Origin of the sequence: Streptomyces sp. LMG1-1-1.1 (assembly GCF_040815545.1) — a bacterium.
In the GTDB taxonomy this organism is placed as follows: domain Bacteria; phylum Actinomycetota; class Actinomycetes; order Streptomycetales; family Streptomycetaceae; genus Streptomyces.
In genome coordinates this window covers 1-20,201 of record NZ_JBFPNH010000062.1, presented here as the reverse complement: position 1 = coordinate 20,201, position 20,201 = coordinate 1, and the positions used below count along the sequence as shown (strand labels likewise).

19 protein-coding genes, 1 pseudogene and 1 riboswitch are annotated in these 20,201 nt (G+C 70.9%); of the genes and pseudogenes, 7 read left to right on the top strand and 13 right to left on the bottom strand.

Annotated elements, in window-relative coordinates; all coding sequences use genetic code 11:
- Window positions 1-126 precede the first annotated feature (126 nt).
- Window positions 127-291: riboswitch (cobalamin riboswitch) on the bottom strand.
- 12 nt (window positions 292-303) lie between these two features.
- From MRBLMG1_RS30805 to MRBLMG1_RS30780, 6 genes are all read right to left on the bottom strand, one after another.
- Window positions 304-804 carry a GNAT family N-acetyltransferase gene (locus tag MRBLMG1_RS30805; RefSeq protein ID WP_367827441.1) on the bottom strand — a complete coding sequence of 167 codons (501 nt, stop codon included), beginning with the start codon at window positions 802-804 and terminating at the stop codon, window positions 304-306.
- Window positions 805-881: 77 nt separating this feature from the next.
- Window positions 882-2,504 (bottom strand): monocarboxylate uptake permease MctP, encoded by a 1,623-nt coding sequence (mctP, locus tag MRBLMG1_RS30800; RefSeq protein WP_367827440.1) that lies wholly within the window; start codon window positions 2,502-2,504, stop codon window positions 882-884.
- A complete protein-coding gene (locus MRBLMG1_RS30795) occupies window positions 2,501-2,755 on the bottom strand; it encodes a DUF3311 domain-containing protein (protein WP_367827439.1) in 255 nt (84 codons plus the stop codon). Before MRBLMG1_RS30795 ends, mctP begins: the two co-directional genes overlap by 4 nt.
- A 125-nt stretch (window positions 2,756-2,880) precedes the next feature.
- The gene (locus MRBLMG1_RS30790; protein ID WP_367827438.1) at window positions 2,881-3,864 is read right to left on the bottom strand and encodes a LuxR C-terminal-related transcriptional regulator; all 984 of its coding nucleotides are present in this window, start codon (window positions 3,862-3,864) and stop codon (window positions 2,881-2,883) included.
- A gap of 91 nt (window positions 3,865-3,955) precedes the next feature.
- Window positions 3,956-4,921 (bottom strand): aldo/keto reductase, encoded by a 966-nt coding sequence (locus MRBLMG1_RS30785; RefSeq protein ID WP_367827437.1) that lies wholly within the window; start codon window positions 4,919-4,921, stop codon window positions 3,956-3,958.
- Between the two features lie 185 nt (window positions 4,922-5,106).
- Window positions 5,107-5,871: a GntR family transcriptional regulator gene (locus tag MRBLMG1_RS30780; RefSeq protein WP_033201233.1), complete on the bottom strand. Its 765-nt coding sequence runs from the start codon at window positions 5,869-5,871 to the stop codon at window positions 5,107-5,109.
- 452 nt (window positions 5,872-6,323) lie between these two features.
- Between MRBLMG1_RS30780 and MRBLMG1_RS30775 the strand changes: the two genes are divergently transcribed.
- From MRBLMG1_RS30775 to MRBLMG1_RS30760, 4 genes are all read left to right on the top strand, one after another.
- Window positions 6,324-7,601, top strand: coding sequence for an extracellular solute-binding protein (locus MRBLMG1_RS30775; RefSeq protein ID WP_367827436.1), 1,278 nt, complete (start codon window positions 6,324-6,326; stop codon window positions 7,599-7,601).
- Between the two features lie 74 nt (window positions 7,602-7,675).
- A complete protein-coding gene (locus MRBLMG1_RS30770; RefSeq protein WP_367827435.1) occupies window positions 7,676-8,668 on the top strand; it encodes a carbohydrate ABC transporter permease in 993 nt (330 codons plus the stop codon).
- Window positions 8,665-9,543 (top strand): carbohydrate ABC transporter permease, encoded by an 879-nt coding sequence (locus MRBLMG1_RS30765; RefSeq protein ID WP_414721684.1) that lies wholly within the window; start codon window positions 8,665-8,667, stop codon window positions 9,541-9,543. The genes MRBLMG1_RS30770 and MRBLMG1_RS30765 overlap by 4 nt, the downstream gene beginning before the upstream one ends.
- Before the next feature lie 9 nt (window positions 9,544-9,552).
- Window positions 9,553-11,082, top strand: a complete 1,530-nt coding sequence (locus tag MRBLMG1_RS30760) for a glycoside hydrolase family 3 protein (RefSeq protein ID WP_367827434.1) — start codon at window positions 9,553-9,555, stop codon at window positions 11,080-11,082.
- Between the two features lie 87 nt (window positions 11,083-11,169).
- Here MRBLMG1_RS30760 and nagB read toward each other — a convergent pair whose 3' ends face one another.
- Window positions 11,170-11,955 carry a glucosamine-6-phosphate deaminase gene (gene nagB, locus MRBLMG1_RS30755; protein WP_367827433.1) on the bottom strand — a complete coding sequence of 262 codons (786 nt, stop codon included), beginning with the start codon at window positions 11,953-11,955 and terminating at the stop codon, window positions 11,170-11,172.
- A 681-nt stretch (window positions 11,956-12,636) separates the two neighbouring features.
- On the opposite strand from nagB, the gene MRBLMG1_RS30750 reads away from it, so the two are divergent.
- Window positions 12,637-14,103 (top strand): sensor histidine kinase, encoded by a 1,467-nt coding sequence (locus MRBLMG1_RS30750; RefSeq protein WP_367827447.1) that lies wholly within the window; start codon window positions 12,637-12,639, stop codon window positions 14,101-14,103.
- Window positions 14,104-14,253: 150 nt separating this feature from the next.
- On the opposite strand, the gene MRBLMG1_RS30745 is transcribed toward MRBLMG1_RS30750, so the two are convergent.
- Both MRBLMG1_RS30745 and MRBLMG1_RS30740 read right to left on the bottom strand, forming a co-directional pair.
- A complete protein-coding gene (locus tag MRBLMG1_RS30745) occupies window positions 14,254-14,511 on the bottom strand; it encodes a WhiB family transcriptional regulator (RefSeq protein WP_003953983.1) in 258 nt (85 codons plus the stop codon).
- Window positions 14,512-14,828: 317 nt separating this feature from the next.
- Complete coding sequence (locus MRBLMG1_RS30740; RefSeq protein WP_367827432.1) at window positions 14,829-15,797, bottom strand: diacylglycerol/lipid kinase family protein; 969 nt, start codon at window positions 15,795-15,797, stop codon at window positions 14,829-14,831.
- A gap of 178 nt (window positions 15,798-15,975) precedes the next feature.
- Here MRBLMG1_RS30740 and MRBLMG1_RS30735 point away from each other — a divergent pair, with 178 nt between their 5' ends.
- Entirely contained in the window at window positions 15,976-16,395 is a 420-nt protein-coding gene (locus tag MRBLMG1_RS30735) for a hypothetical protein (RefSeq protein ID WP_367827431.1), read from the top strand.
- An 11-nt stretch (window positions 16,396-16,406) separates the two neighbouring features.
- Here MRBLMG1_RS30735 and MRBLMG1_RS30730 read toward each other — a convergent pair whose 3' ends face one another.
- The 3 genes from MRBLMG1_RS30730 to MRBLMG1_RS30720 all read right to left on the bottom strand — a co-directional run bounded on the left by MRBLMG1_RS30730 (window position 16,407) and on the right by MRBLMG1_RS30720 (window position 18,446).
- Window positions 16,407-17,426, bottom strand: coding sequence for an RNA polymerase sigma factor SigF (locus MRBLMG1_RS30730; protein ID WP_367827430.1), 1,020 nt, complete (start codon window positions 17,424-17,426; stop codon window positions 16,407-16,409).
- Window positions 17,423-17,836, bottom strand: coding sequence for an anti-sigma regulatory factor (locus MRBLMG1_RS30725; protein WP_019889334.1), 414 nt, complete (start codon window positions 17,834-17,836; stop codon window positions 17,423-17,425). The genes MRBLMG1_RS30730 and MRBLMG1_RS30725 overlap by 4 nt, the downstream gene beginning before the upstream one ends.
- Window positions 17,837-18,185: 349 nt before the next feature.
- Complete coding sequence (locus tag MRBLMG1_RS30720; protein WP_367827429.1) at window positions 18,186-18,446, bottom strand: UBP-type zinc finger domain-containing protein; 261 nt, start codon at window positions 18,444-18,446, stop codon at window positions 18,186-18,188.
- A gap of 39 nt (window positions 18,447-18,485) precedes the next feature.
- Between MRBLMG1_RS30720 and MRBLMG1_RS30715 the strand changes: the two genes are divergently transcribed.
- Window positions 18,486-20,078, top strand: a complete 1,593-nt coding sequence (locus tag MRBLMG1_RS30715) for a Na+/H+ antiporter (RefSeq protein ID WP_367827428.1) — start codon at window positions 18,486-18,488, stop codon at window positions 20,076-20,078.
- Window positions 20,079-20,100: 22 nt separating this feature from the next.
- Here the strand turns inward: MRBLMG1_RS30715 and MRBLMG1_RS37480 are convergent.
- A pseudogene (locus tag MRBLMG1_RS37480) lies at window positions 20,101-20,201 on the bottom strand (IS982 family transposase); the annotation flags it as partial.

Below are 20,201 nucleotides of genomic sequence, written 5' to 3'. Positions count from 1 at the left end.
GGCTCTCCCTCGCTCGGCTCGGGGCCGCGACGGGGAAGGCGGGCAGGGGGTGTCCGTCACGCCGGACGCGCCGTGTCCACCGGCCCACTCCGCGAGGCCCGGAAGTCAGTGGCACCCGGAACGGAAGGACCGGGTGCGCTGTGGGCAGGTCATCGGACTCACTCCGTACGAAACCGCACGTAGCACACCGTTGCGGGACAGTTCCGGATTCGCGCCGGATTCCCCTGCGTCGACAGCGAGGATGAGCATACATGTGGGGGGCGCCGCTGACGGCACCCCCCACATGTTGTGTCGGTTGCGGGGCTACAGCTCCAGCGCGTACGTCAGCAGCGTGTGTTCGGGGATCGGCTGCCAGTCCCGCTCGGGGGTCCGCACGAAGCCGAGCCGGTCGTAGATCCGGTGCGCCGCGACCATCTTCGCGTCCGTGGAGAGCACCAGCCGCGCACACCCGGGGAGGGCCCGCGCCCGGTCCGCGCAGGCGCGTACGAGCGCTTCTCCGACGCCCCTGCCGCGGGCCGCCGGCGCGACCACGAGCATCCGGAACTCGGCCTCGCCTTCGACGGCGATGTCCGCCCAGGCGGTGCCGCCGGGGGCGAAGGTCACCCCGCCGATGATCCCGTCCTCCGCGTCGACGGCGACGAGGACCTCGCTCTCGCGAGCCCGCCGGGCCGTGTCGCGGAGCACGTCCAGATAGAAGTCGTCCTCTCCGTGCAGCAGCAGCCCGTCGTTCAGATAGGTCAGTCCGGTGAGCTCGCCGAGCTCTTCGTGGTCCTCGGGCCGTACCGCCCTGATCGTGAAGTCCATGGGCCCAGTCTGCCTCCGCCGCACGGGAAGGGGGCCCGGGATGTCTCCCGGGCCCCCGTCACGCGTGCGTCCGCGGGTCAGTGCACCGGGGCGCCGACCTTCGGGAGTTCGCGGACACCGGCGTCACCGGCGTCCGCCGTGTAGTCCTCGGGCGAGGTCTCGTCGATGCCCTCGGGGGCCTTGAGGGCCTTGAGGACGAAGGTCAGGACGACCGTGACGACGACGTTGAGGACGAAGGCGGTGAGGCCGATGTAGCCGATCTCGCCGATGCCGGGGATCTCGGCGGAGGAGCCGCCGAAGTGCTTCTGGGTCGGGCTGGCGACGCCGTACGCGGCGAACGTGCCGTAGACCATGCCGACGGCCCAGCCGGCGAGCAGCGCCCAGCGGTGGAACCAGCGGGTGAACAGGCCGCCGACGAGGGCCGGGAAGGTCTGCAGGATCCAGATGCCGCCGAGCAGCTGGAAGTTGATCGCGACCGTCTTGTCCATGGTGAGGACGAAGACCAGCGCGCCGACCTTCACCAGGAGCGAGACCAGCTTGGAGACCTTGGTCTCCTGCGCCGGGGTCGCGTCCGGTTTGATGAAGTCCTTGTAGATGTTCCTGGTGAACAGGTTGGCCGCGGCGATCGACATGATCGCGGCCGGGACGAGCGCGCCGATGCCGATCGCGGCGAAGGCCACACCCGCGAACCAGTCCGGGAACATGGTCTCGAAGAGCTGCGGGATGGCGAGCTGGCCGTTCTTGACCTTGATCCCGGCGGCGATGGCCATGAAGCCGAGCAGCGCGAGCAGGCCCAGCATCAGGGAGTACAGCGGCAGGATCGTGGTGTTGCGGCGGATGACCTCGCGGCTCCTGGACGACAGCGTCGCCGTGATCGAGTGCGGGTACATGAAGAGCGCGAGCGCCGAGCCGAGCGCCAGCGTCGCGTACGTCCACTGGCCGGCCTCGCCGGGGACGAGCGCTCCGCGCGGCTTGCCGGTCGCCGGGTTGGTCTGCGCGTAGGCCTCGCCGGCCTTGGCGAAGATCTCGTCGAAGCCGCCCAGCTTGATCGGGATGTAGATGATGGCCACCGCGATCACGATGTAGATCAGGGTGTCCTTGACGAAGGCGATGAGCGCCGGGGCGCGCAGGCCGGAGGAGTACGTGTACGCCGCCAGGACGCCGAACGCGAGCAGCAGCGGCAGGTCCTTGACGAACCAGTGGGTGGTCTCGCCGCCGCCGACGCCCATCACGTCCAGGACGGCCTGGATGCCGACGAGCTGGAGCGCGATGTACGGCATGGTGGCGAGGATGCCGGTGACCGCGACCGCGAGCGACAGGCCCTTGGAGCCGAAGCGGCCCCGGACGAAGTCGGAGGTGGTCACGTACCCGTGCTTGTGCGAGACCGACCACAGGCGCGGCAGGAAGGTGAAGATCAGCGGGTACACCAGGATCGTGTACGGCACGGCGAAGAAGCCGGCCGCGCCCGCCGCGTAGATGGCCGCCGGGACGGCGACGAAGGTGTACGCGGTGTAGAGGTCGCCGCCGAGCAGGAACCAGGTCACCCAGGTGCCGAACGACCGGCCGCCCAGGCCCCATTCGTCGAGGCTGTGCTCGTTCTCGGCCTTGCGCCAGCGCGCGGCCAGGAAGCCCATGACCGTGACGGCCACGAAGAAGAAGACGAAGACGCCGAGCGCCACGCCGTTCACGCCGTCCTTCATCGCGCGTCACCTCCCTTGCGGGCACGCTGGTCCCGCTGCCACAGCTGGTACGCGACCATGGTGAGCACGGTGGAGACCAGGACCCAGAGCATCTGGTACCAGTAGAAGAACGGGATGCCGGCGAAGAGCGGTTCGACCTTCGCGTACGAACTCACCCAGAGCATCGCCACGAACGGGGCGAACAGGCAGAGCGCGATCACCACCCTCAGGGGGGTGATGGTCGGTTGTTTCCCTTGTGTCGCTTCTGACATGGCGATTCGTCCCCTCGCTGACCACCTCGGTAATGGTGGGGAAATCTAGGGGACGGTTTCGCCGCAGGGAACCCCTGTCCGCATAACGGAATTGATTCTTCGGAACCCCGCACCGAAGGCCGTCCTCACAGCCAGCCTTCCTTGGCCGCCCGGACGCCCGCTTCGAAACGGCTGCGCGCGCCCAGGCGGTTCATCAGGTCCGAACTCATCCGGCGTACGGTCCGCAGCGAGATCCCGAGCCGCCGGGCCGCGACGTCGTCGGTGCAGCCGATGCCGAGGAGCAGCAGCAACTCCCGCTCCTGCGGCGAGAGATCGTGCGCGTCGCGGCGCGGGGCCTCGCCGAACGGGGTGGCCGACTCCCACAGCCGTTCGAAGAGCACCACGAGCGCGTGGATCAGGCCGGGGCTGCGCACTTCGAGGGCTCCGGCGCGCCCGTCCCGCGGGTCGACCGGGACGAGCGCCGCCTCGCGGTCGACGATCACCATGAGCAGCGGGACGACGGGGACGGTCCTGGCCTCGCCGCCGAGGTCGCGGTACCAGCGCACGTACTCGACGGTCGGCGGGTCGTTGCGGAAGCTCTCCTGGTAGATCGACCGGATCCGCACCCCTCGTTCCAGGGCGAGTTGGTCGAGGGGCCGGCTCGCGTCCATCGTGTCGGGGGGCTGGGCCCCGCCGGCGAGCAGGGAGAGGCATTCGGTGCGGGCGTTGGCGGCCAGGTCCTCCAGGCGCTCGCGGACGGTGTCGAGGCCGGTGATGCGGTCCACCAGGTCGTGCCGGACACCGGCCGCGGGCTGCGCGCCGTACGAGGCGAGGATGCCGGCGACCGCGCGGCCCGCCTGCTCGAACCGCCTTCTGCTGCGGCCCAGTTCGGCCTCGGCGCGAGAGAGCAGGAACGAGAATCCGACGTCCGGGGTGAGGGGTTCGGCCGTGCCGGAGGTGTCGTCGACGCGGACGAGCTTGAGCTCCGCGAGTCGGTCGAGCGCCTCGCGCACCTCGGGTTCGGGGCGGCCGAGACCGTCCGCGAGTTCCTTCGCGCCGCACCCGGGCCGCTCCAGGAGCAGCCGGTAGACGGCCTCCGCCGGCTCCTGTATGCCGAGCGCCTCCAGCATCCGGCGCCTCCCCCTCGTCGCTGGCCGTGCCGCGAGCGATCGTAGAGGGGGAGGGGCGGCCAGGTCTAGACCAATGCCGGTGCCGTGTCGGTCAGTCGACCTCGTCGAGCCGCCGCCTGAACGCGTCGTCGAGCCGTACGCCCACCGCGTCCAGCGACTCGTCCAGCTGGCCCACCGAACTCGCCCCGACCACCGGCAGCACCGGGAGTCCGCCACCCATGGCCCAGGCCAGCACCACCTGGTTCGCGGTCAGGCCCAGCTCCTTCGCCACCTCGGCCAGCACCGCGAGCCGCCGCCCCGACCCCTCGTGCCGGTACTGCTCGGGTATCTCCTTGCGCGGATCGGTGTACGCACCGGTCAGCTGTGTCGTGTACGCCACGAAGCCCAGCTCGGGCCGGGTCCCCAGATAGTCGAGCAGCTCCTCCGACGCGTGCGGGTTCACCCCGAACTCCGCCCCCGGGCGCGGCCGCAGATACGTGAACCGCTGCTGCACGGCCGCGTAGGCCGGCACCCCGGCCGCCACTGCCGCGCCCCGCGACTCCTCGATCCGCCAGGCCGCGAAGTTGGAGCAGCCCGCCCGGCCGATCTTCCCCGCCGCCACCAGCTCGCCGAACGCGCCCATGGTCTCCGCGACCGGCGTCGTCCGGTCGTCGATGTGCGCGTAGTACAGGTCGATCCGGTCCGTGCCCAGGTTCCGCAGGCTCTCCTCCACCTGGCGGCGGAGCACCGGCGCGGAGAGCCCCTCCGCGCACTCCGGCCAGGCCGATCCCGGCGGGTCCGGCAGCGCGCCGACCTTGGTGGCGAGCACCATCTCGTCCCGTACGCCCCGGCTGGCCAGCCACCGGCCGATGACGAGTTCGCTCTCGGCGCCGGTCGCGCCCGGCTCCCAGAAGGCATAGGTGTTCGCGGTGTCGATGAACGTCCCGCCGGCCTCGTGGAAGCGGTCGAGGACGGCGAAGGCCGCGGCCTCGTCGATCCGGGTGCCGAACGGCAGGGTGCCCAGGCAGAGGGTGCTCACTCGCGGGCCGGACGGGCCCCCGAGGGTGGTGTACTCCATGGTTCTCTCCTCGTGTGCGGAGCTCAAGGCTGTCGCCGTCGAGCCCGCGCTGTCATCGAGGAGCGGCCGGCATCCTCCGCCCGGTCGTTTGGTGCCGCCGCCCCGGTGGGCCGGGGCGGCGGGCTGACCTGCGGCGCGGCGGAGGTGTCACGTTCCGGCCGGGCGGAAGCTGCCAGGGCCCGGACTCAGCCGTTGGGGCGCTGGAGGCGGGCGACGAACTTGTACCGGTCGCCGCGGTACACCGAGCGCACCCACTCCACCGGCTCGCCCTGGCCGTCGAGGGAGTGGCGGGACAGCATCAGCATCGGCAGGCCGACGTCCGTGCCGAGCAGCCCGGCCTCGCGCGGGGTGGCGAGGGAGGTCTCGATGGTCTCCTCCGCCTCGGCGAGGTGCACGTCGTACACCTCGGCGAGCGCGGTGTAGAGGGAGGTGTACTTCACCAGGGACCGGCGCAGCGCGGGGAAGCGCTTCGCCGACAGGTGCGTGGTCTCGATGGCCATCGGCTCGCCGCTCGCCAGCCGCAGCCGCTCGATGCGCAGGACGCGGCCGCCGGTGGAGATGTCGAGCAGGCCGGCGAGGGTGTCGTCCGCGGTCACGTACCCGATGTCGAGGAGCTGCGAGGTCGGCTCCAGGCCCTGGGCCCGCATGTCCTCGGTGTACGAGGTGAGTTGCAGGGCCTGGGAGACCTTGGGCTTGGCGACGAAGGTGCCCTTGCCCTGGATGCGCTCCAGGCGTCCCTCGACGACCAGCTCCTGAAGGGCCTGGCGCACGGTGGTCCGCGAGGTGTCGAACTCGGCGGCCAGGGTGCGCTCCGGCGGCACCGGCGTGCCGGGCGGGAGGGTCTCCGTCATGTCGAGCAGGTGACGCTTCAGCCGGTAGTACTTGGGCACGCGCGCGGTGCGGGTGACTGCCCCGCCCTCTGTCTCTGTGCCGCCCGCGTCCGTGGCCATGGCCTGCCTTCCCGACTCCTGTGCTGCTGCCGTCACCGGCTCCTCCGTCTGTCGCGGCTCACATGGTGGCACGCTTCGTGTGCCCTCACCGTTTCTCCTGCCGATATGTGCCGGTTCGGCGAGGAGGAGTCGTTCCCTGCCTCTTATACACCGAGGAGTCCCTCGTTGGTCTAGGCCATTCAGGCCGAGAGGTGCGCGTCTCTTTCCAGGGTCCTCCACCCGCCTCCCGCATGCCGCGCCGGGTGTTCCGCGTGCCGCGCCGGGGGTGAGGTGTCGGTCCGATAACGGACGCCACTACCCGTCTTACACACTCTTGACACCCCAAAAGGTCTAGGCCAAGCTCCGGGTACTGGTCTAAACCATTAAAGACCAGGTCCCAGCCCCACGAGCACTACCCGACGTATGTCTTCGCGCGGTGGGCAGGGGTTGCAGGCATCCCTGAGGAGGGTGGCGTGAAGCGCAAGCTCATCGCGGCGATCGGCGTCGCGGGCATGATGGTTTCGATCGCGGCGTGTGGTGGCTCCGACAAGTCCGGAGACAACGCCGGCGGCGACGCCAAGGAGCTCACCGTCTGGCTGACGGTCGACGCCCAGAACAACTGGCCCGAGCTGGTCAAGGCCGCCGACGACGCGGTCACCAAGAAGCACCCGGGCATCAAGATCAAGCACGAGTACTACGGCTGGCCGGACAAGAACACCAAGCTCGACGCGGTGCTCGCCACGGACAAGGCCCCGGATGTTGTCGAAATGGGCAACACCGAGATGATCAGCTACATGGCCAAGGGTGCCTTCGCCGAGGTCGACGCGTCGAAGTTCGCGAACTCCGACAAGTGGCTCGACGCCCTCAAGGACTCGGTCACCTACAACGGCAAGACCTACGGTGTCCCCTACTACGCCGGTGGCCGCGTCGGCACCTGGCGCAAGGACGTCGCCACCGAGGCGGGCGTCAAGGCCGCCCCGAAGACCTGGGCCGAGCTGACCGCCGCCCTCGACGCCATCCAGGCCAAGAAGGGCGACAAGTTCAGCGCCTGGTACCAGCCGTCGCCCGACTGGTACGCCGCGATGTCCTTCGTCTTCGACGCGGGCGGCTCCATCGCCAAGCAGGACGGCGAGACCTGGAAGGCGAACCTCTCCTCGCCCGAGTCCGTCAAGGGCCTCACCGAGTACAAGAACATCCTCGACAAGTACATGCACGGCGACAAGACGAAGGACGAGTCCGACCGTCCCGTCGTCTTCGGCCAGGGCAAGTCCGCGACGATCTTCGCCGCCGGCTGGGAGGGCGCCACCGCCGCCGACCCGAAGTCCGACAAGGTCGGCGGGCTGAAGGACAAGCTCGAGAACTTCGTGATGCCCGGCCCGTCCGGCAAGCCCCTCCCGGTCTTCCTCGGCGGCTCCGACCTGGCCATCCCGGTCAAGTCCAAGGCGCAGGGCGTCGCCGGCGAGTGGATCGCCGCCTTCACCGGCGCCGAGGGCCAGAAGGGCCTCATCGCCAAGGGCAACCTGCCGAACAACAAGACGGACCTCGCCCCGCTGAAGAGCGACCCGGCCACCGCCGTCGCGGCCACCGCCGCCGAGTCGAGCTACTTCGTCCCGACCGCGCCGGGCTGGGGCCAGGTCGAGAAGGCCCAGATCCTCAAGACGATGCTCATCGACATCGCCAAGGGCAAGTCCGTCGAGGAGGCCGCCAAGGCCGCCGACACCGCGATCGACAAGGTCATCAACACCAAGTGACCTACGGGCAGGGCCCCGTCACATGACGGGGCCCTGCCGCCCGTACCAGGAGAGGGATCGCTGAGGAGCACGGGATGAGTGCCGCAGACACAACCACCGCGAAGGTGCCGCCGGTGCGGCAATCGCCACCCTCCGGCTTCACAGCCGGTGGCCCGGGGAAGCCCGGCAAGAAGTCGAACGGCGGGGCGGGCGTCCCATGGCTGCTGCTCGCGCCATGCCTCCTCGTCCTGCTCCTGGTACTGGGCTATCCGCTGGTCCGCCTGGTCGCCCTCTCGTTCCAGAAGTTCGGCCAGCCCCAGCTGTGGGGCTTCCAGGAAGCGGAGTCGGCCGGCTTCGACAACTTCACCAAGATCCTCGGTGACGGCGAGTTCTGGGCCGTCGTCCTGCGCACCGTGATCTTCGCGGCCGGCGCCGTGATCGTCACCATGGTCCTCGGCATGATGATCGCCCTGCTGCTGCAGCGCGTCTCGGGCTGGGTCAAGGCGCTGATCAACATCGTGCTCGTGGCGAGCTGGGGCATGCCCATCATCGTCGCCACCGCCATCTTCAAGTGGCTCTTCGACGCCGACTACGGCGTGCTGAACTGGCTGCTCAGCCGCATACCCGGCGTCGACATGATCGGCCACAACTGGTTCGCCAGCGGCCCGCAGGGCCTCGCCGTGATCATGCTGCTCGTCGTCTGGGGCGCCGTCCCCTTCGTGGTGATCACCCTGAGCGCCGGCCTCACGCAGGTCCCCAAGGAACTCGAAGAGGCCGCCCGTCTCGACGGAGCCGGCGCCTGGGGCGTCTTCCGCTTCGTCACCCTGCCCATCCTCAAGCCCATCATCGTCATGCTGACCACGCTGTCGGTGATCTGGGACATGGGTGTCTTCCCGCAGGTCTACGTGATGCGCAACGGCCACCCGGAACCCGAGTTCCAGCTGCTCACCACGTACTCCTTCGACCGGGCGTTCGTCGTCAACGACTACGGCACCGGCTCCGCGATCGCGCTCGTCACGGTCCTCCTGCTGCTCGGCGTCGTCGCCGTCTACATGCGCCAGATGCTCAAGATCGGAGATGTGGAGTGAGCGCCGCCAACGCCACGGCAGCCCCGGCCAAGTCGCCGGCGCCGGCCGTCACCCACCGCCGCAAGTCCAAGCTCGGCTGGAACCTCCTCGGCCTGCTCGTCGTCCTCACGGCCGGATTCCCGGTCTACTGGATGATCAACACGGCCTTCAAGCCGGCCAAGGACGCGATCGACCCGGACCCGCACTTCTTCCCGTCGACCTTCACGCTGGAGAACTTCAAGCGCGCCCTGGAGATCGCCGACTTCTGGGGCCCGGTCCTCCGCAGCCTCGTCGTCTCGCTCGTCGTGGTCGTCATCGGCATCGCGGTCGGCCTGCTCGCCGCCCTCGCGATCTCCCGCTTCGCCTTCCGCGGCCGCAAGATCGTGATCGTCGGCATCCTCGCGGTCCAGATGGTCCCGCTGGTCGCCATGATCATCCCGGTCTTCCTGCTCCTCAACGACCTCGGCCAGTACGACCGGCTCACCGGCCTGATCATCACGTACCTGACCTTCATCCTCCCCTTCACGGTGTGGACGCTGCGCGGCTTCATCGTCAACATCCCGAAGGAACTGGAGGAGGCGGCCATGGTCGACGGCTGCACCCGCACCGGCGCCTTCATCCGGGTCGTCTTCCCGCTGCTCGCGCCGGGCATGGTGGCCACCTCGGTCTACGGCTTCATCCAGGCGTGGAACGAGTACCTCTACGCCCTGATGCTGATGAGCCAGCAGAACCAGACGGCCACCGTCTGGCTCAGCAACTTCATCACCAAGAACGGCACCGAGTACGCCCCGATGATGGCGGGCTCCACCATGATGGCCGTCCCCATCGTGATCCTCTTCCTGCTCGTCCAGCGCAAGATGGCCGCCGGCCTGACCGCCGGCGCGGTGAAGGGATAACCGAGCCCCATGACCACACTCGTACACGGCTCGGACACCCTGACGCGTGACGCGCTCACGGTCCTCCAGCCCGGCTTCGTCGGCACCACCGCACCCGACTGGCTGCTCCGCCGCATCGGCGAGGGCCTGTCGTCGGTCGGCCTCTTCGGCCGGAACATCGTCAGCCCCGGGCAGCTCGCGGCGCTCACGGCGCAGCTGAGGGCCGAGCGGGACGACGTCCTCGTCGCCATCGACGAGGAGGGCGGGGACGTCACCCGCCTGGAGGTCAAGGAAGGCTCGTCCTTCCCCGGCAACTACGCCCTGGGCAGCGTCGACGACGTCGAGCTCACCCGGGCCGTCGCCCGCGAGCTGGGCCGCCGGCTCGCCCAGTGCGGCGTCGACCTGAACTGGGCGCCCTCGGCGGACGTCAACTCCAACGTCGAGAACCCCGTCATCGGCGTCCGGTCCTTCGGGCCCGACCCGGACCTGGTCGCCCGGCACACCGTGGCGTACGTCGACGGCCTCCAGGGCGTCGGGGTCGCGGCCTGCACGAAGCACTTCCCCGGACACGGCGACACGAACGTGGATTCCCACGACGCCCTGCCCCGGATCGATGTGGACCTCGCCACACTGCACACCCGTGAGCTGGTACCTTTCCGCGCCGCCATCGCCGCGGGTACCAAAGCGGTCATGAGCGCGCATATCCTGCTGTCCGCGCTCGACCCGAACCGTCCGGCCACCCTGAGCCCGCAGATCCTCACCGGTCTGCTGCGCCAGGAGCTGGGCTTCGAGGGGCTGATCGTCACCGACGGCATGGAGATGCAGGCCGTCGCCGCGACGTACGGCATCGAGCGTGGATCCGTCCTCGCCATCGCCGCGGGCGCCGACGCCATCTGCGTCGGCGGCGGGCTGTGCGACGAGGACACCGTGCTGCGGCTGCGCGACGCGCTGGTCGGTGCGGTACGGACCGGTGAACTGCCCGAGGAGCGGCTGGCCGACGCCGCGGCGCGCGTGCGCGCCCTGGCGGCCTGGACCCAGGCGCACCGGGCGAGGGGCGGGGCTGAGACGGTGTCGGGCGCGGCAGTGCAGGAGGGGACCGCGCCCGGCACCGACATCGGACTCGTCGCGGCCCGCCGGGCCCTCAAGGTGACCCGGGGGGAGCGGCCTCACACGCCGATGACCAGCGCTCCCTTCGTGGCCTCCTTCACGCCCGTCGCGAACTTCGCGGTCGGCGACGAGACGCCCTGGGGCATCGCGGCGGAGCTGGAGCGGCTGCTGCCCGGCACGCGGACCGGCTCGTACGACGAGTCCTCGACCGTGGACGCGGTCCTCGCCGCCGCGGGGGAGCGGCGGATCGTGGCGGTCGTCCGCGACGTCCACCGGTACCCGTGGATGACCGCGGCCCTGGAGGGCCTCCTCGCGGCCCGGCCCGACACCGTCGTGGTCGAGATGGGCCTCAACGAGGCGGAGCCCCGCGGGACCCTGCACATCGCCACGCACGGTGCGGCCCGGGTCTGCGGCCGCGCTGCCGCGGAGGCCGTCGTGGGGACCGGCGCCTGACCGCCGGCTCGACGCCCTGACGTGACGGGGGCCCGGCACCTGACCAGGTGCCGGGCCCCTTTCGCGTGGACCGGGGAGCCGGGTGGTTCAGATGCCCTGCCAGTCGGGCTTGGCGGCGAACGTCTGGCGGAAGTACTCCGCGAGCTTCAGCTTGGACGCGGCGGCCTCGTCGACGACGACCGTGGCGTGCGGGTGCAGCTGGAGGGCGGAGGCCGGCACCAGCGCCGACACCGGGCCCTCGACGGTCTGCGCGACGGCCTCGGCCTTGCCCTCGCCGGTGGCGAGCAGCACCAGGTGGCGGGCCTCCAGGATGGTGCCGATGCCCTGGGTGATGACGTGGTGCGGCACCTGCTCGATGTCGTCGTCGAAGAAGCGCGCGTTGTCCACCCGGGTCTGCTCGGTGAGCGTCTTGATCCGGGTGCGGGAGGCGAGCGAGGAGCACGGCTCGTTGAAGCCGATGTGCCCGTCGGTGCCGATCCCGAGGATCTGCAGGTCCACCCCGCCGGCCTCGGCCAGCGCCTTGTCGTAGGCCTCGCAGGCCGCCTGGACGTCCTCGGCGGAGCCGTCGGGGCCCATGAAGGCCTCCTGGGAGAGGCCGAGCGGCTCGACGACCTGGCGGAGCACGGTGGAGCGGTACGACTCCGGGTGCCCGGCCGGCAGGCCGACGTACTCGTCCAGCTGGGCGATCCGGGCCCGCGAGGGGTCCACGGAGCCGGCCGCGACCTGGGCGACAAGGGCGTCGTAGATCGGGATCGGAGTCGAACCCGTGGCCACGCCGAGCAGCGCGTCGGGCTTGCGGCGCAGGAGGTCGGCGATGCCGTCCGCGATGAGCTCGCCGCCCGCCTTGGCGTCCTTGACGATGACAACTTCCACGCTGTGCCTGCCGATCTGGTGAGGGGCGCTGGTGAGGAGCCGTGTGGTATAGACCAATCAAAGTCCAAATCTAGCAGAGGAGGGGCCTTCTCCTCATGCCGTTCCGCCCCACGGACGCCCACCGCCTCCATCGTCGGCCGCACCCGACCCCCCAGCCACTCGGAACCCTCCCGCCCCACCTGGCGGAAGAGCTCGCGGCGAGGGCGGAGGGGCTCGCGGCGAGGGCGGAGGAGCTCGCGGCCACGGCGGGGGAGCTCGCGACGGCGCGGGAGGTCACGGCGGTGGCGGGGGCGGCGACGCGGGCCCGGTCGGCGCGGGAGTGGCACGCGCCGCGGGGGAGCGGGGGCGGAAACGGCCCCGGAAACACCCGCGGGCCGCGGCGCCTGACGGGACCCTCAGCCCGTCCGGCACCGCAGCCCGGAGTTGCTCGGCCGGGGGTGTGCGGTCCCTCGGCCGTTGTGGGAGGTCTCGACGCAGTCAGGGCAGAGAGCGTCGGGTACCTCGTTCCATCCTCCTGTGCGGGGAGGATGGAGGCTCGGTTGCGTTCATTGTGGACTAGACCATTCTTGTCTGTCCATCCATGGGAACGCGGTGCTTACGGGGCCATCCTCCAATACGAAGCCCCGGAGATCCAGGTTCACCGCCCTTGAATTCCGCGGGTACGCTCGCACCGTGCCCTCCATGAACGACCTCGTCCGCCAGCACACCGCCCTGAGCGACTCCGACCTCGAGTGGCTCCACCTGCTGGTGTCGGAGTGGCAGCTGCTCTCCGACCTGTCCTTCGCCGACCTCGTCCTCTGGGTTCCGACCCTCGACGGCACGCGGTACGTCTCCGTCGCGCAGATGCGGCCGAACACCGGCCCCACCTCCTACCAGGACGACATGGTCGGCCACCTGGTCCCGCGCGGCCGCCGCCCGCTGCTCGACGCCGCGCTCGACGAGGGCCGGATCGTCCGCGAGGGCGACCCCGAGTGGCGGGAGGAGGTCCCGGTGCGGGTCGAGTCCATCCCCGTACGCCGCGAGGGCAGGGTCCTCGGCGTCATCGCCCGCAACACCAACCTGCTGACCGTCCGCACCCCCTCCCGACTGGAGCTCACCTACCTCCAGTCGGCCTCCGACCTCGCCCAGATGATCGCGGCCGGGACCTTCCCCTTCCCGGGCGAGCAGGTCGACATGGACTCCTCGCCCCGCGCCGGCGACGGCCTCGTCCGCCTCGACGCGGACGGCATCGTCCAGTACGCCTCGCCCAACGCCCTCTCCGCGTACCACCGGCTCGGCCTCGCCGCCGACCTCGTCGGCCAGCACCTCGGCCAGATCACCGCCGAACTCGCCCCCTCCCGGGGTCCGGTGGACGAGGCCCTGGTCACCCTGGCCTCCGGCTACGCGCCGCGCGAGTTCGAGGTCGAGGGCAACGGCGGCGTGATCCAGCTGCGGGCCATCCCCCTCAAGCCCAAGGGCACCCGCATCGGTTCGCTCGTCCTGCTCCGCGACGTCACGGAACTGCGCCGCCGCGAGCGCGAGTTGATCACCAAGGACGCCACCATCCGGGAGATCCACCACCGGGTGAAGAACAACCTCCAGACGGTGGCCGCCCTGCTGCGCCTCCAGTCCCGCCGGATGGACTCGGACGGCGGCCGCGAGGCCCTCAACGAGGCCGTGCGGCGCGTCGGTTCGATCGCCATCGTCCATGAGACGCTGTCCCAGAACCTGGACGAGCGGGTGGAGTTCGACGAGATCGCCGACCGGGTGATCGCGATGGTCGCCGAGATCTCCCCGGGCAAGGTCACCTGCCGGCGCACCGGTCGCTTCGGCATCCTCGACGCCGAGGTCGCGACCCCGCTCTCGATGGTCCTCACCGAAGTCCTGCAGAACGCGCTGGAGCACGCCTTCGCGCAGGGTGAGCAGGGCACCGTCGAGGTGTCCGCCGTACGCGGCGAGCCCAGGGCCGACGCCCGGCTCCTCATCACGGTCCAGGACGACGGCTGCGGACTGCCCGAGGGCTTCGACCCGCAGCGGGCCGGCAACCTCGGCCTCCAGATCGTACGGACCCTGGTGGAAGGGGAGTTGGGCGGTTCCTTCGACATGCTCCCGGGTGCCGAGCGCGGCACGAAGGTGGTCCTCGACATTCCCGTGCAGCCGCAGAAGTAGCCGTACGCGCCTGCGAACAGCAGCGAGCCCCGGACCGAAGGAAATCGGTCCGGGGCTCGAATGCTGTGGGTTACTGCTGCGCGCTGCGGCTCAAGGGCGGTGATTGCATACGCGATGTATGCGCCGCCTGCCTCAGGCTGTCGGTGGGCGTCAGGCGCTGGCGTTACGCGCCCGGTTGCGAGCGGCACGGCGCTTCATCGCGCGGCGCTCGTCCTCGCTGAGGCCACCCCAGACGCCGGAGTCCTGGCCGGACTCGAGCGCCCACTGCAGGCACTGCTCCATGACGGGGCAGCGGCGGCAGACGGCCTTGGCTTCCTCGATCTGCAGCAGCGCAGGACCGGTGTTGCCGATGGGGAAGAACAGCTCGGGGTCTTCCTCACGACAAACGGCGTTGTGACGCCAGTCCATGGCTGCTACCTCTCTCAGTGTTACGTGCCAGTTGCTTGTGAATGTGAACGCTTTCACGAATCCCCCCGCAAGGGAAGGGCCGACTGCCAGGTGAACTGGTGTGGTCCTGTTGCTGAGGAGGGGTTCTGGCTCTCAGTGGAGGCCGGTCTTGCGGGCCGTCCCGATCGCCAAGAAGAGACTCCCAAACCCCGGCAACGGATACAACCCCTTCCGGAAAGTTTTTTTTGATTCCTCGGTGTCGGCTAGGTCACAGCCGTACTTCTAAGGGGTGGATGCGCGCCTAAACGTTCGAGTGAAAGGACTTTGGGCCCTTCCGCTCACACAATCACACGCAGTGCACGGCGTACGCCTGTGAACGTCACGCTCGTACGCAGTCCCAGGTGGTCTCCGTCCATCTGCAGGGGGAGGGGGACCTTCGAATGCAAGGTGAAGTCGGTCAGGTCGTGCAGAGTCACGGCATGCTTGCCCCGCGGACCCCGTTCCGGGGTCGAGGTGAGCAGCTGAGTGGCGTACCGGGCCACCGCCGGAGTGGACAGACGGCTCAGCCCGAGCACGTCGAGCGCGGTCTCGAAGGAGGCCTCCGGGGACGCGTACACCGGACGATTGCCCAGGTAGGTCCAGGGGGAGGTGTTGCAGATTATGGAGAGGACCAGGTCCTCGACCGGCTCCGCGCCGGGCCGCTCCAGGGTGATCGTGCCGTGCCTGCGGTGCGGCTCCTCCAGGAACTGGCGCGCCACCTGACGCAGATAGAGCGCATGGGTGGATCTCTTCCCGCGCTCCCGCTGCTGTTCGACCCGGCCGACGACGCCCGCGTCGAAACCGAGCCCGGCACAGAAGGTGAACCAGCGGGACGGCACCGCCTCGTCCTCGGTGCCCGGCGTTCCCGAGGCCAGACCGAGGCTCACCGTGCGTGCCCGGCGCTCGCGCAGCGCGTCGAGCAGGGCGCCGGTCGCCTCCACGGCGTCGTTCGGCAGTCCGAGCGCGCGGGCGAACACGTTCGTCGAGCCGCCGGGGACGACCGCGAGACCCGGCAGCCGGTCGGGGTCGGGCCCGCTGTGCAGCAGCCCGTTCACCACCTCGTTCACCGTGCCGTCGCCGCCGAGGGCCACGACCAGGTCGATGTTCCCCGCGTCGGCGGCCTGCCTGCCCAGGTCACGCGCGTGCCCGCGGTACTCGGTGGTGACCGCCTCCAGCTTCATCTCGCTCGCCAGCGCGTGGATGAGCACGTCACGGGTGCGGGCACTGGTAGTGGTGGCTGCCGGGTTGACCACGAGAAGTGCGCGCATGACCGCCAGGGTACCTACCCGGCGGTACCGGGCCCAGCCCAGCCGTGCCCCGCCCACCGCATCCGGGCCCTGCCGAACCGTGGCTCATCCCCGCGTCCGGGCCCGGCCCGGGCTCGTCCGGAGGTGCGCCGCACCCGGCCCGCCCGGCGTCCCGACCGCCCCGGCTACCCTGCCTTCCATGAGCAGTACGGAGCAGACCCCCCGCCCCACCCGTCTCGCCGCCGCGGCGGCCGTGGCCGGCATCGAGGCCCTCGGGCTCCTCGCCGGGGGCGTGTACATGCTGGTGCACGCCCTGACCGAGAAGGCCGGCGACCTCACCGGGGCGCTGACCGGCGCGGTGACGCTCGCCGCACTCGGCCTGATCCCGCTCGCCGCGGCCCGCGGGCTCTGGCTGCGCCGCTCCTGGAGCCGCGGCCCGGCCGTCATCACCCAGATCCTGGCGCTGCCCGTCGCCTGGCAGATGCTCCAGGCGGACAGCGCGATGATCCCGGCCGGCGCCGTCCTCGCCGTCCTGGCGGTCACCGGGCTCGTCCTCCTGGTGAACCCGGCCACGACCGAGGCGCTCGGCATCCGGCGCCCCGGCCAGGACTCCGCGTAGGCGCTTCGGTCCTACTCCTCCACGAGGAGCTTCTCCCGCAGCTGCGCCAGGGTCCGAGCCAGCAGCCGGGACACGTGCATCTGCGAGATGCCGACCTCCTGCGCGATCTGCGACTGGGTCATGTTCCCGAAGAAGCGCAGCAGCAGGATCCGCTTCTCCCGGGGCGGCAGGTCCTCCAGGAGCGGCTTGAGCGACTCGCGGTACTCGACCCCTTCGAGGGCCTCGTCCTCCGCGCCCAGGGTGTCCGCCACCGCCGGCGACTCGTCGTCCGTGTCGGGCACGTCCAGGGAGAGCGTCGAGTAGGCGTTGGCCGACTCCAGCCCCTCCAGGACCTCCTCCTCCGAGATCCCGAGCCGCTCGGCCAGCTCGTGCACCGTCGGCGAGCGGCCGTGCTGCTGGGACAGCTCCGCGGTCGCCGTGGTGAGCGAGAGCCGCAGCTCCTGGAGCCTGCGCGGCACCCGGACCGCCCAGCCCTTGTCGCGGAAGTGGCGCTTGATCTCGCCGACGACCGTGGGCGTCGCGTACGTCGAGAACTCGACCCCGCGGTCCGGGTCGAACCGGTCGACCGACTTGATCAGGCCGATGGTCGCCACCTGCGTCAGGTCGTCCAGCGGCTCGCCGCGGTTGCGGAAGCGCCGGGCCAGGTGCTCCACCAGCGGCAGGTGCATCCGCACCAGGCGGTTGCGGAGCTCCGCCTTCTCGGGGGAGCCCTCCGGCAGCTCGCGGAGCTCGAAGAACAGGGCGCGGGCACCGCTGCGGTCGTGCGGGTCCGGGACGGGCGGGGGCTCCGGGAGGTCGTCCGCCTCGTCCGCGTCGGTGGCCTGCTCGGCCTTCTCCGCGACGTCGGCCGCACCGCCGGCCTGCTCGCTGGTGGGCGCCCCGGGCGTCCCGGGGGCCTCCGGGACGCCCGGGGTCCCGGGAACCTCGTGGTGCTGCTCGTGCTCGCTCATCTGGTCCGCCCGCTCCATAGCGACCTCATGCGGCCGCGCCTGCTGCTCAGGGATGCCGGCCGTCGCGTCCCCGCTCCTCACGCCGGGCCTGGCCCCGCGCCGCGCTGTTTGTACAGGCTGATCGAGACCGTACGGTCATCGGCCACCGACGACTCCACCTTTCCGGCCAGTGCCGACAGCACCGTCCAGGCGAAGGTGTCCCGCTCGGGCGCCCGGCCGTCCGTGGTGGGGGCGGACACCGTCACGTCCAGGGAGTCGTCGACCAGCCGGAAGACACAGCTGAGGACGGACCCCGGCACGGCCTGCTGGAGCAGAATGGCGCAGGCCTCGTCGACCGCGATCCGCAAGTCCTCGATCTCGTCGAGGGTGAAGTCCAAGCGCGCCGCGAGGCCGGCCGTGGCCGTACGCAGCACGGACAGATAGGCACCCGCAGCGGGCAGCCGGACTTCCACGAAGTCCTGGGTCCCGGGCTCGCCTGCGATCTGGGACACCCTCACCTCCAAGGTGGCACAAGCTCATTCGGGGTCCGGGGGGAGAAGCCCCCGAACCGGGCGGTGCGCAGGGGGCTGCGCGGTCCGCCGTGACGCTATCGCGATCCGTCCCGCCGTGTCGCCGCGAGCCCCGCCGACCCCCGATCGCGCCCGTCACCCATGGTAGGCCCATGGGCGCGGACGGTGGGCAGAGGTCCGCAGGGGCCGAAAACGAGCGACCGGCGGAGGGAGGACGTACCCACCCCCGAGGCGGTCGAACCGCGTCCGGACCGAACCGTGTCCCCGGACGGGCCGCGGGCCGCGGCACCGGACGGTGTCGGCCCCGGCGCCCCGCGACCCGGACGGGCCGTCAGACGATCGACCCGTCGACGAAGCACCAGCGCCAGGCCTCGCCCGGCTCGAAGGTCCGCATCACCGGGTGGCCGGTCGAGGAGTAGTGCCCCGTCGCGTGCCGGCCCGCCGAGGAGTCGCAGCAGCCGACGTGGCCGCAGCTCAGGCAGAGCCGCAACTGCACCGGGTGCGTGCCGTCCGCCAGGCACTCGGGGCAGGTGGCGGCCAGCGGCGCCGGCTCGGGGCGCGGCATTTCGGCAACGTGGGGGCACTCGCTCATGATGGCCAGGTTACGTCGAGGCAGGGGACGGGGTCGGGCATGGACGCACTGCAGCTGGTGGCACTGGTGGCGGCGAGCACCGCCATCGCGGGGTTCGCCCGCAGGAGCCCCGTGCCCGCCCCGCTGCTCCTGGTCGCGGTCGGCCTCGTCGCCTCGTACGTCCCGGGGATGCCGGACTACACACTCGACCCGCACATCGTGCTGCCGCTGATCCTGCCCCCGCTGCTCTACACGGCCGCCCTGGACTCCTCGTACCTCGACCTGCGGGCCAACATCCGGCCGGTGGCCCTGCTCTCGGTCGGTTACGTCCTCTTCGCCACCGTGGCCGTGGGCTGGCTCGCGTACGTCCTCGTGCCCGACCTGCCGCTGACCGCCGCGCTCGTGCTCGGCGCGGTGATCGCCCCGCCGGACGCGGTCGCGGCCACCGCCATCGCCCGCCGGCTCGGCCTGCCGCACCGGATCACCACGATCCTCCAGGGCGAGTCCCTGGTGAACGACGCCACCGCGATCACCGCGTACAAGGTCGCCCTCGCGGCGGCCGTCGGCGAGGGCATCAGCTGGGCGGGCGGGCTCGGGGAGTTCGCCCTGGCGGCGATCGGCGGCATCAGCGTCGGCCTGGTCCTCATGGTGCCGATCCACTGGCTCCGCTGCCGGCTCGGCGAGGCCCTCCTCCAGAACACCCTGTCGCTCCTCATCCCCTTCGTCGCCTACGCGGCGGCCGAGGAGGTGGGCGCCTCCGGGGTCCTCGCGGTCGTCGTGGTCGGCCTCTTCCTCGGCCACCGGGCGTACCAGGTCGACTTCGCGACCCGGCTCCAGGAGGAGGCCGTCTGGAAGATGGTCGCCTTCGTGCTGGAGTCCGCCGTCTTCGCCCTGATCGGCCTCCAGCTGCCGTACGTCGTCCAGGGCCTCGGGCAGTACGGCATCGGCGAGGCGGCCTGGTACGCGGTCGGGGTGTTCGTGGCCGTGGTCGTCGTCCGGTTCGTCTGGGTCTACCCGGCGACCTTCCTGCCCCGGTGGCTCTCGGCCCGGGTCCGGGAGCGGGAGCCGGAGGTGGACTGGAGGGCGCCCCTGGTCGTCGGCTGGGCCGGCATGCGCGGGGTGGTGTCCCTCGCCATCGCGTTCTCCATCCCCGTCGTCACCGACGGCGTGGAGTTCCCGGCCCGCAACCTCGTCCTGTTCCTCACCTTCACCACCGTCATCGGCACCCTGGTGGTGCAGGGCCTCACCCTGCCGCCCCTCATCCGGCTCCTGAAGCTCCCCGGGCGGGACGGGTACGCCGAGACGCTGGCCGAGGCACAGGCCCAGAGCGAGGCCTCACGGGCCGCCGAGGAGCGCCTCGACGAGCTGCTCGAAGACGAGCGCAACGCCCTGCCGAAGCCCCTCGCCGACCGGCTGCGCACCGTCCTCGAACGGCGCCGCAACGCCGTGTGGGAGCGGCTCGGAGCCGTCAACGAGGTCACCGGCGAGAACGCCGACGACACCTACCGGCGGCTCTCCCGCGAGATGATCGACGCCGAGCGCGAGGTCTTCGTACAGCTGCGCGACGCTCGCCGCATCGACGACGAGATGATGCGGACCCTGCTCCGCCGCCTCGACCTGGAGGAGGCGGCCGCCTACCGCGAGACGGACTAGACGAGTAAGTCCGAAGTGCTGGTCAGTGGTCGTAGGCGATGAGTGACCTGGTCAGGGCTGTGGTGTTGGCCCGGTTGTGCCAGATGGCGGCGGTCAGGGCCAGGATGCGTTGTCCGACGCGGG

Coding starts and splice junctions, on each gene's coding strand:
- MRBLMG1_RS30790 (WP_367827438.1), bottom strand. CDS start 3,864: ATGCTGGAGGCGCTCGGCATACAGGAGCCGGCGGAGGCCGTCTACCGG.
- MRBLMG1_RS30715 (WP_367827428.1), top strand. CDS start 18,486: ATGGACGCACTGCAGCTGGTGGCACTGGTGGCGGCGAGCACCGCCATC.
- MRBLMG1_RS30785 (WP_367827437.1), bottom strand. CDS start 4,921: ATGGAGTACACCACCCTCGGGGGCCCGTCCGGCCCGCGAGTGAGCACC.
- MRBLMG1_RS30740 (WP_367827432.1), bottom strand. CDS start 15,797: ATGCGCGCACTTCTCGTGGTCAACCCGGCAGCCACCACTACCAGTGCC.
- MRBLMG1_RS30780 (WP_033201233.1), bottom strand. CDS start 5,871: ATGGCCACGGACGCGGGCGGCACAGAGACAGAGGGCGGGGCAGTCACC.
- MRBLMG1_RS30760 (WP_367827434.1), top strand. CDS start 9,553: ATGACCACACTCGTACACGGCTCGGACACCCTGACGCGTGACGCGCTC.
- mctP (WP_367827440.1), bottom strand. CDS start 2,504: ATGAAGGACGGCGTGAACGGCGTGGCGCTCGGCGTCTTCGTCTTCTTC.
- MRBLMG1_RS30720 (WP_367827429.1), bottom strand. CDS start 18,446: ATGAGCGAGTGCCCCCACGTTGCCGAAATGCCGCGCCCCGAGCCGGCG.
- MRBLMG1_RS30745 (WP_003953983.1), bottom strand. CDS start 14,511: ATGGACTGGCGTCACAACGCCGTTTGTCGTGAGGAAGACCCCGAGCTG.
- MRBLMG1_RS30770 (WP_367827435.1), top strand. CDS start 7,676: ATGAGTGCCGCAGACACAACCACCGCGAAGGTGCCGCCGGTGCGGCAA.
- MRBLMG1_RS30795 (WP_367827439.1), bottom strand. CDS start 2,755: ATGTCAGAAGCGACACAAGGGAAACAACCGACCATCACCCCCCTGAGG.
- MRBLMG1_RS30735 (WP_367827431.1), top strand. CDS start 15,976: ATGAGCAGTACGGAGCAGACCCCCCGCCCCACCCGTCTCGCCGCCGCG.
- MRBLMG1_RS30805 (WP_367827441.1), bottom strand. CDS start 804: ATGGACTTCACGATCAGGGCGGTACGGCCCGAGGACCACGAAGAGCTC.
- MRBLMG1_RS30750 (WP_367827447.1), top strand. CDS start 12,637: ATGAACGACCTCGTCCGCCAGCACACCGCCCTGAGCGACTCCGACCTC.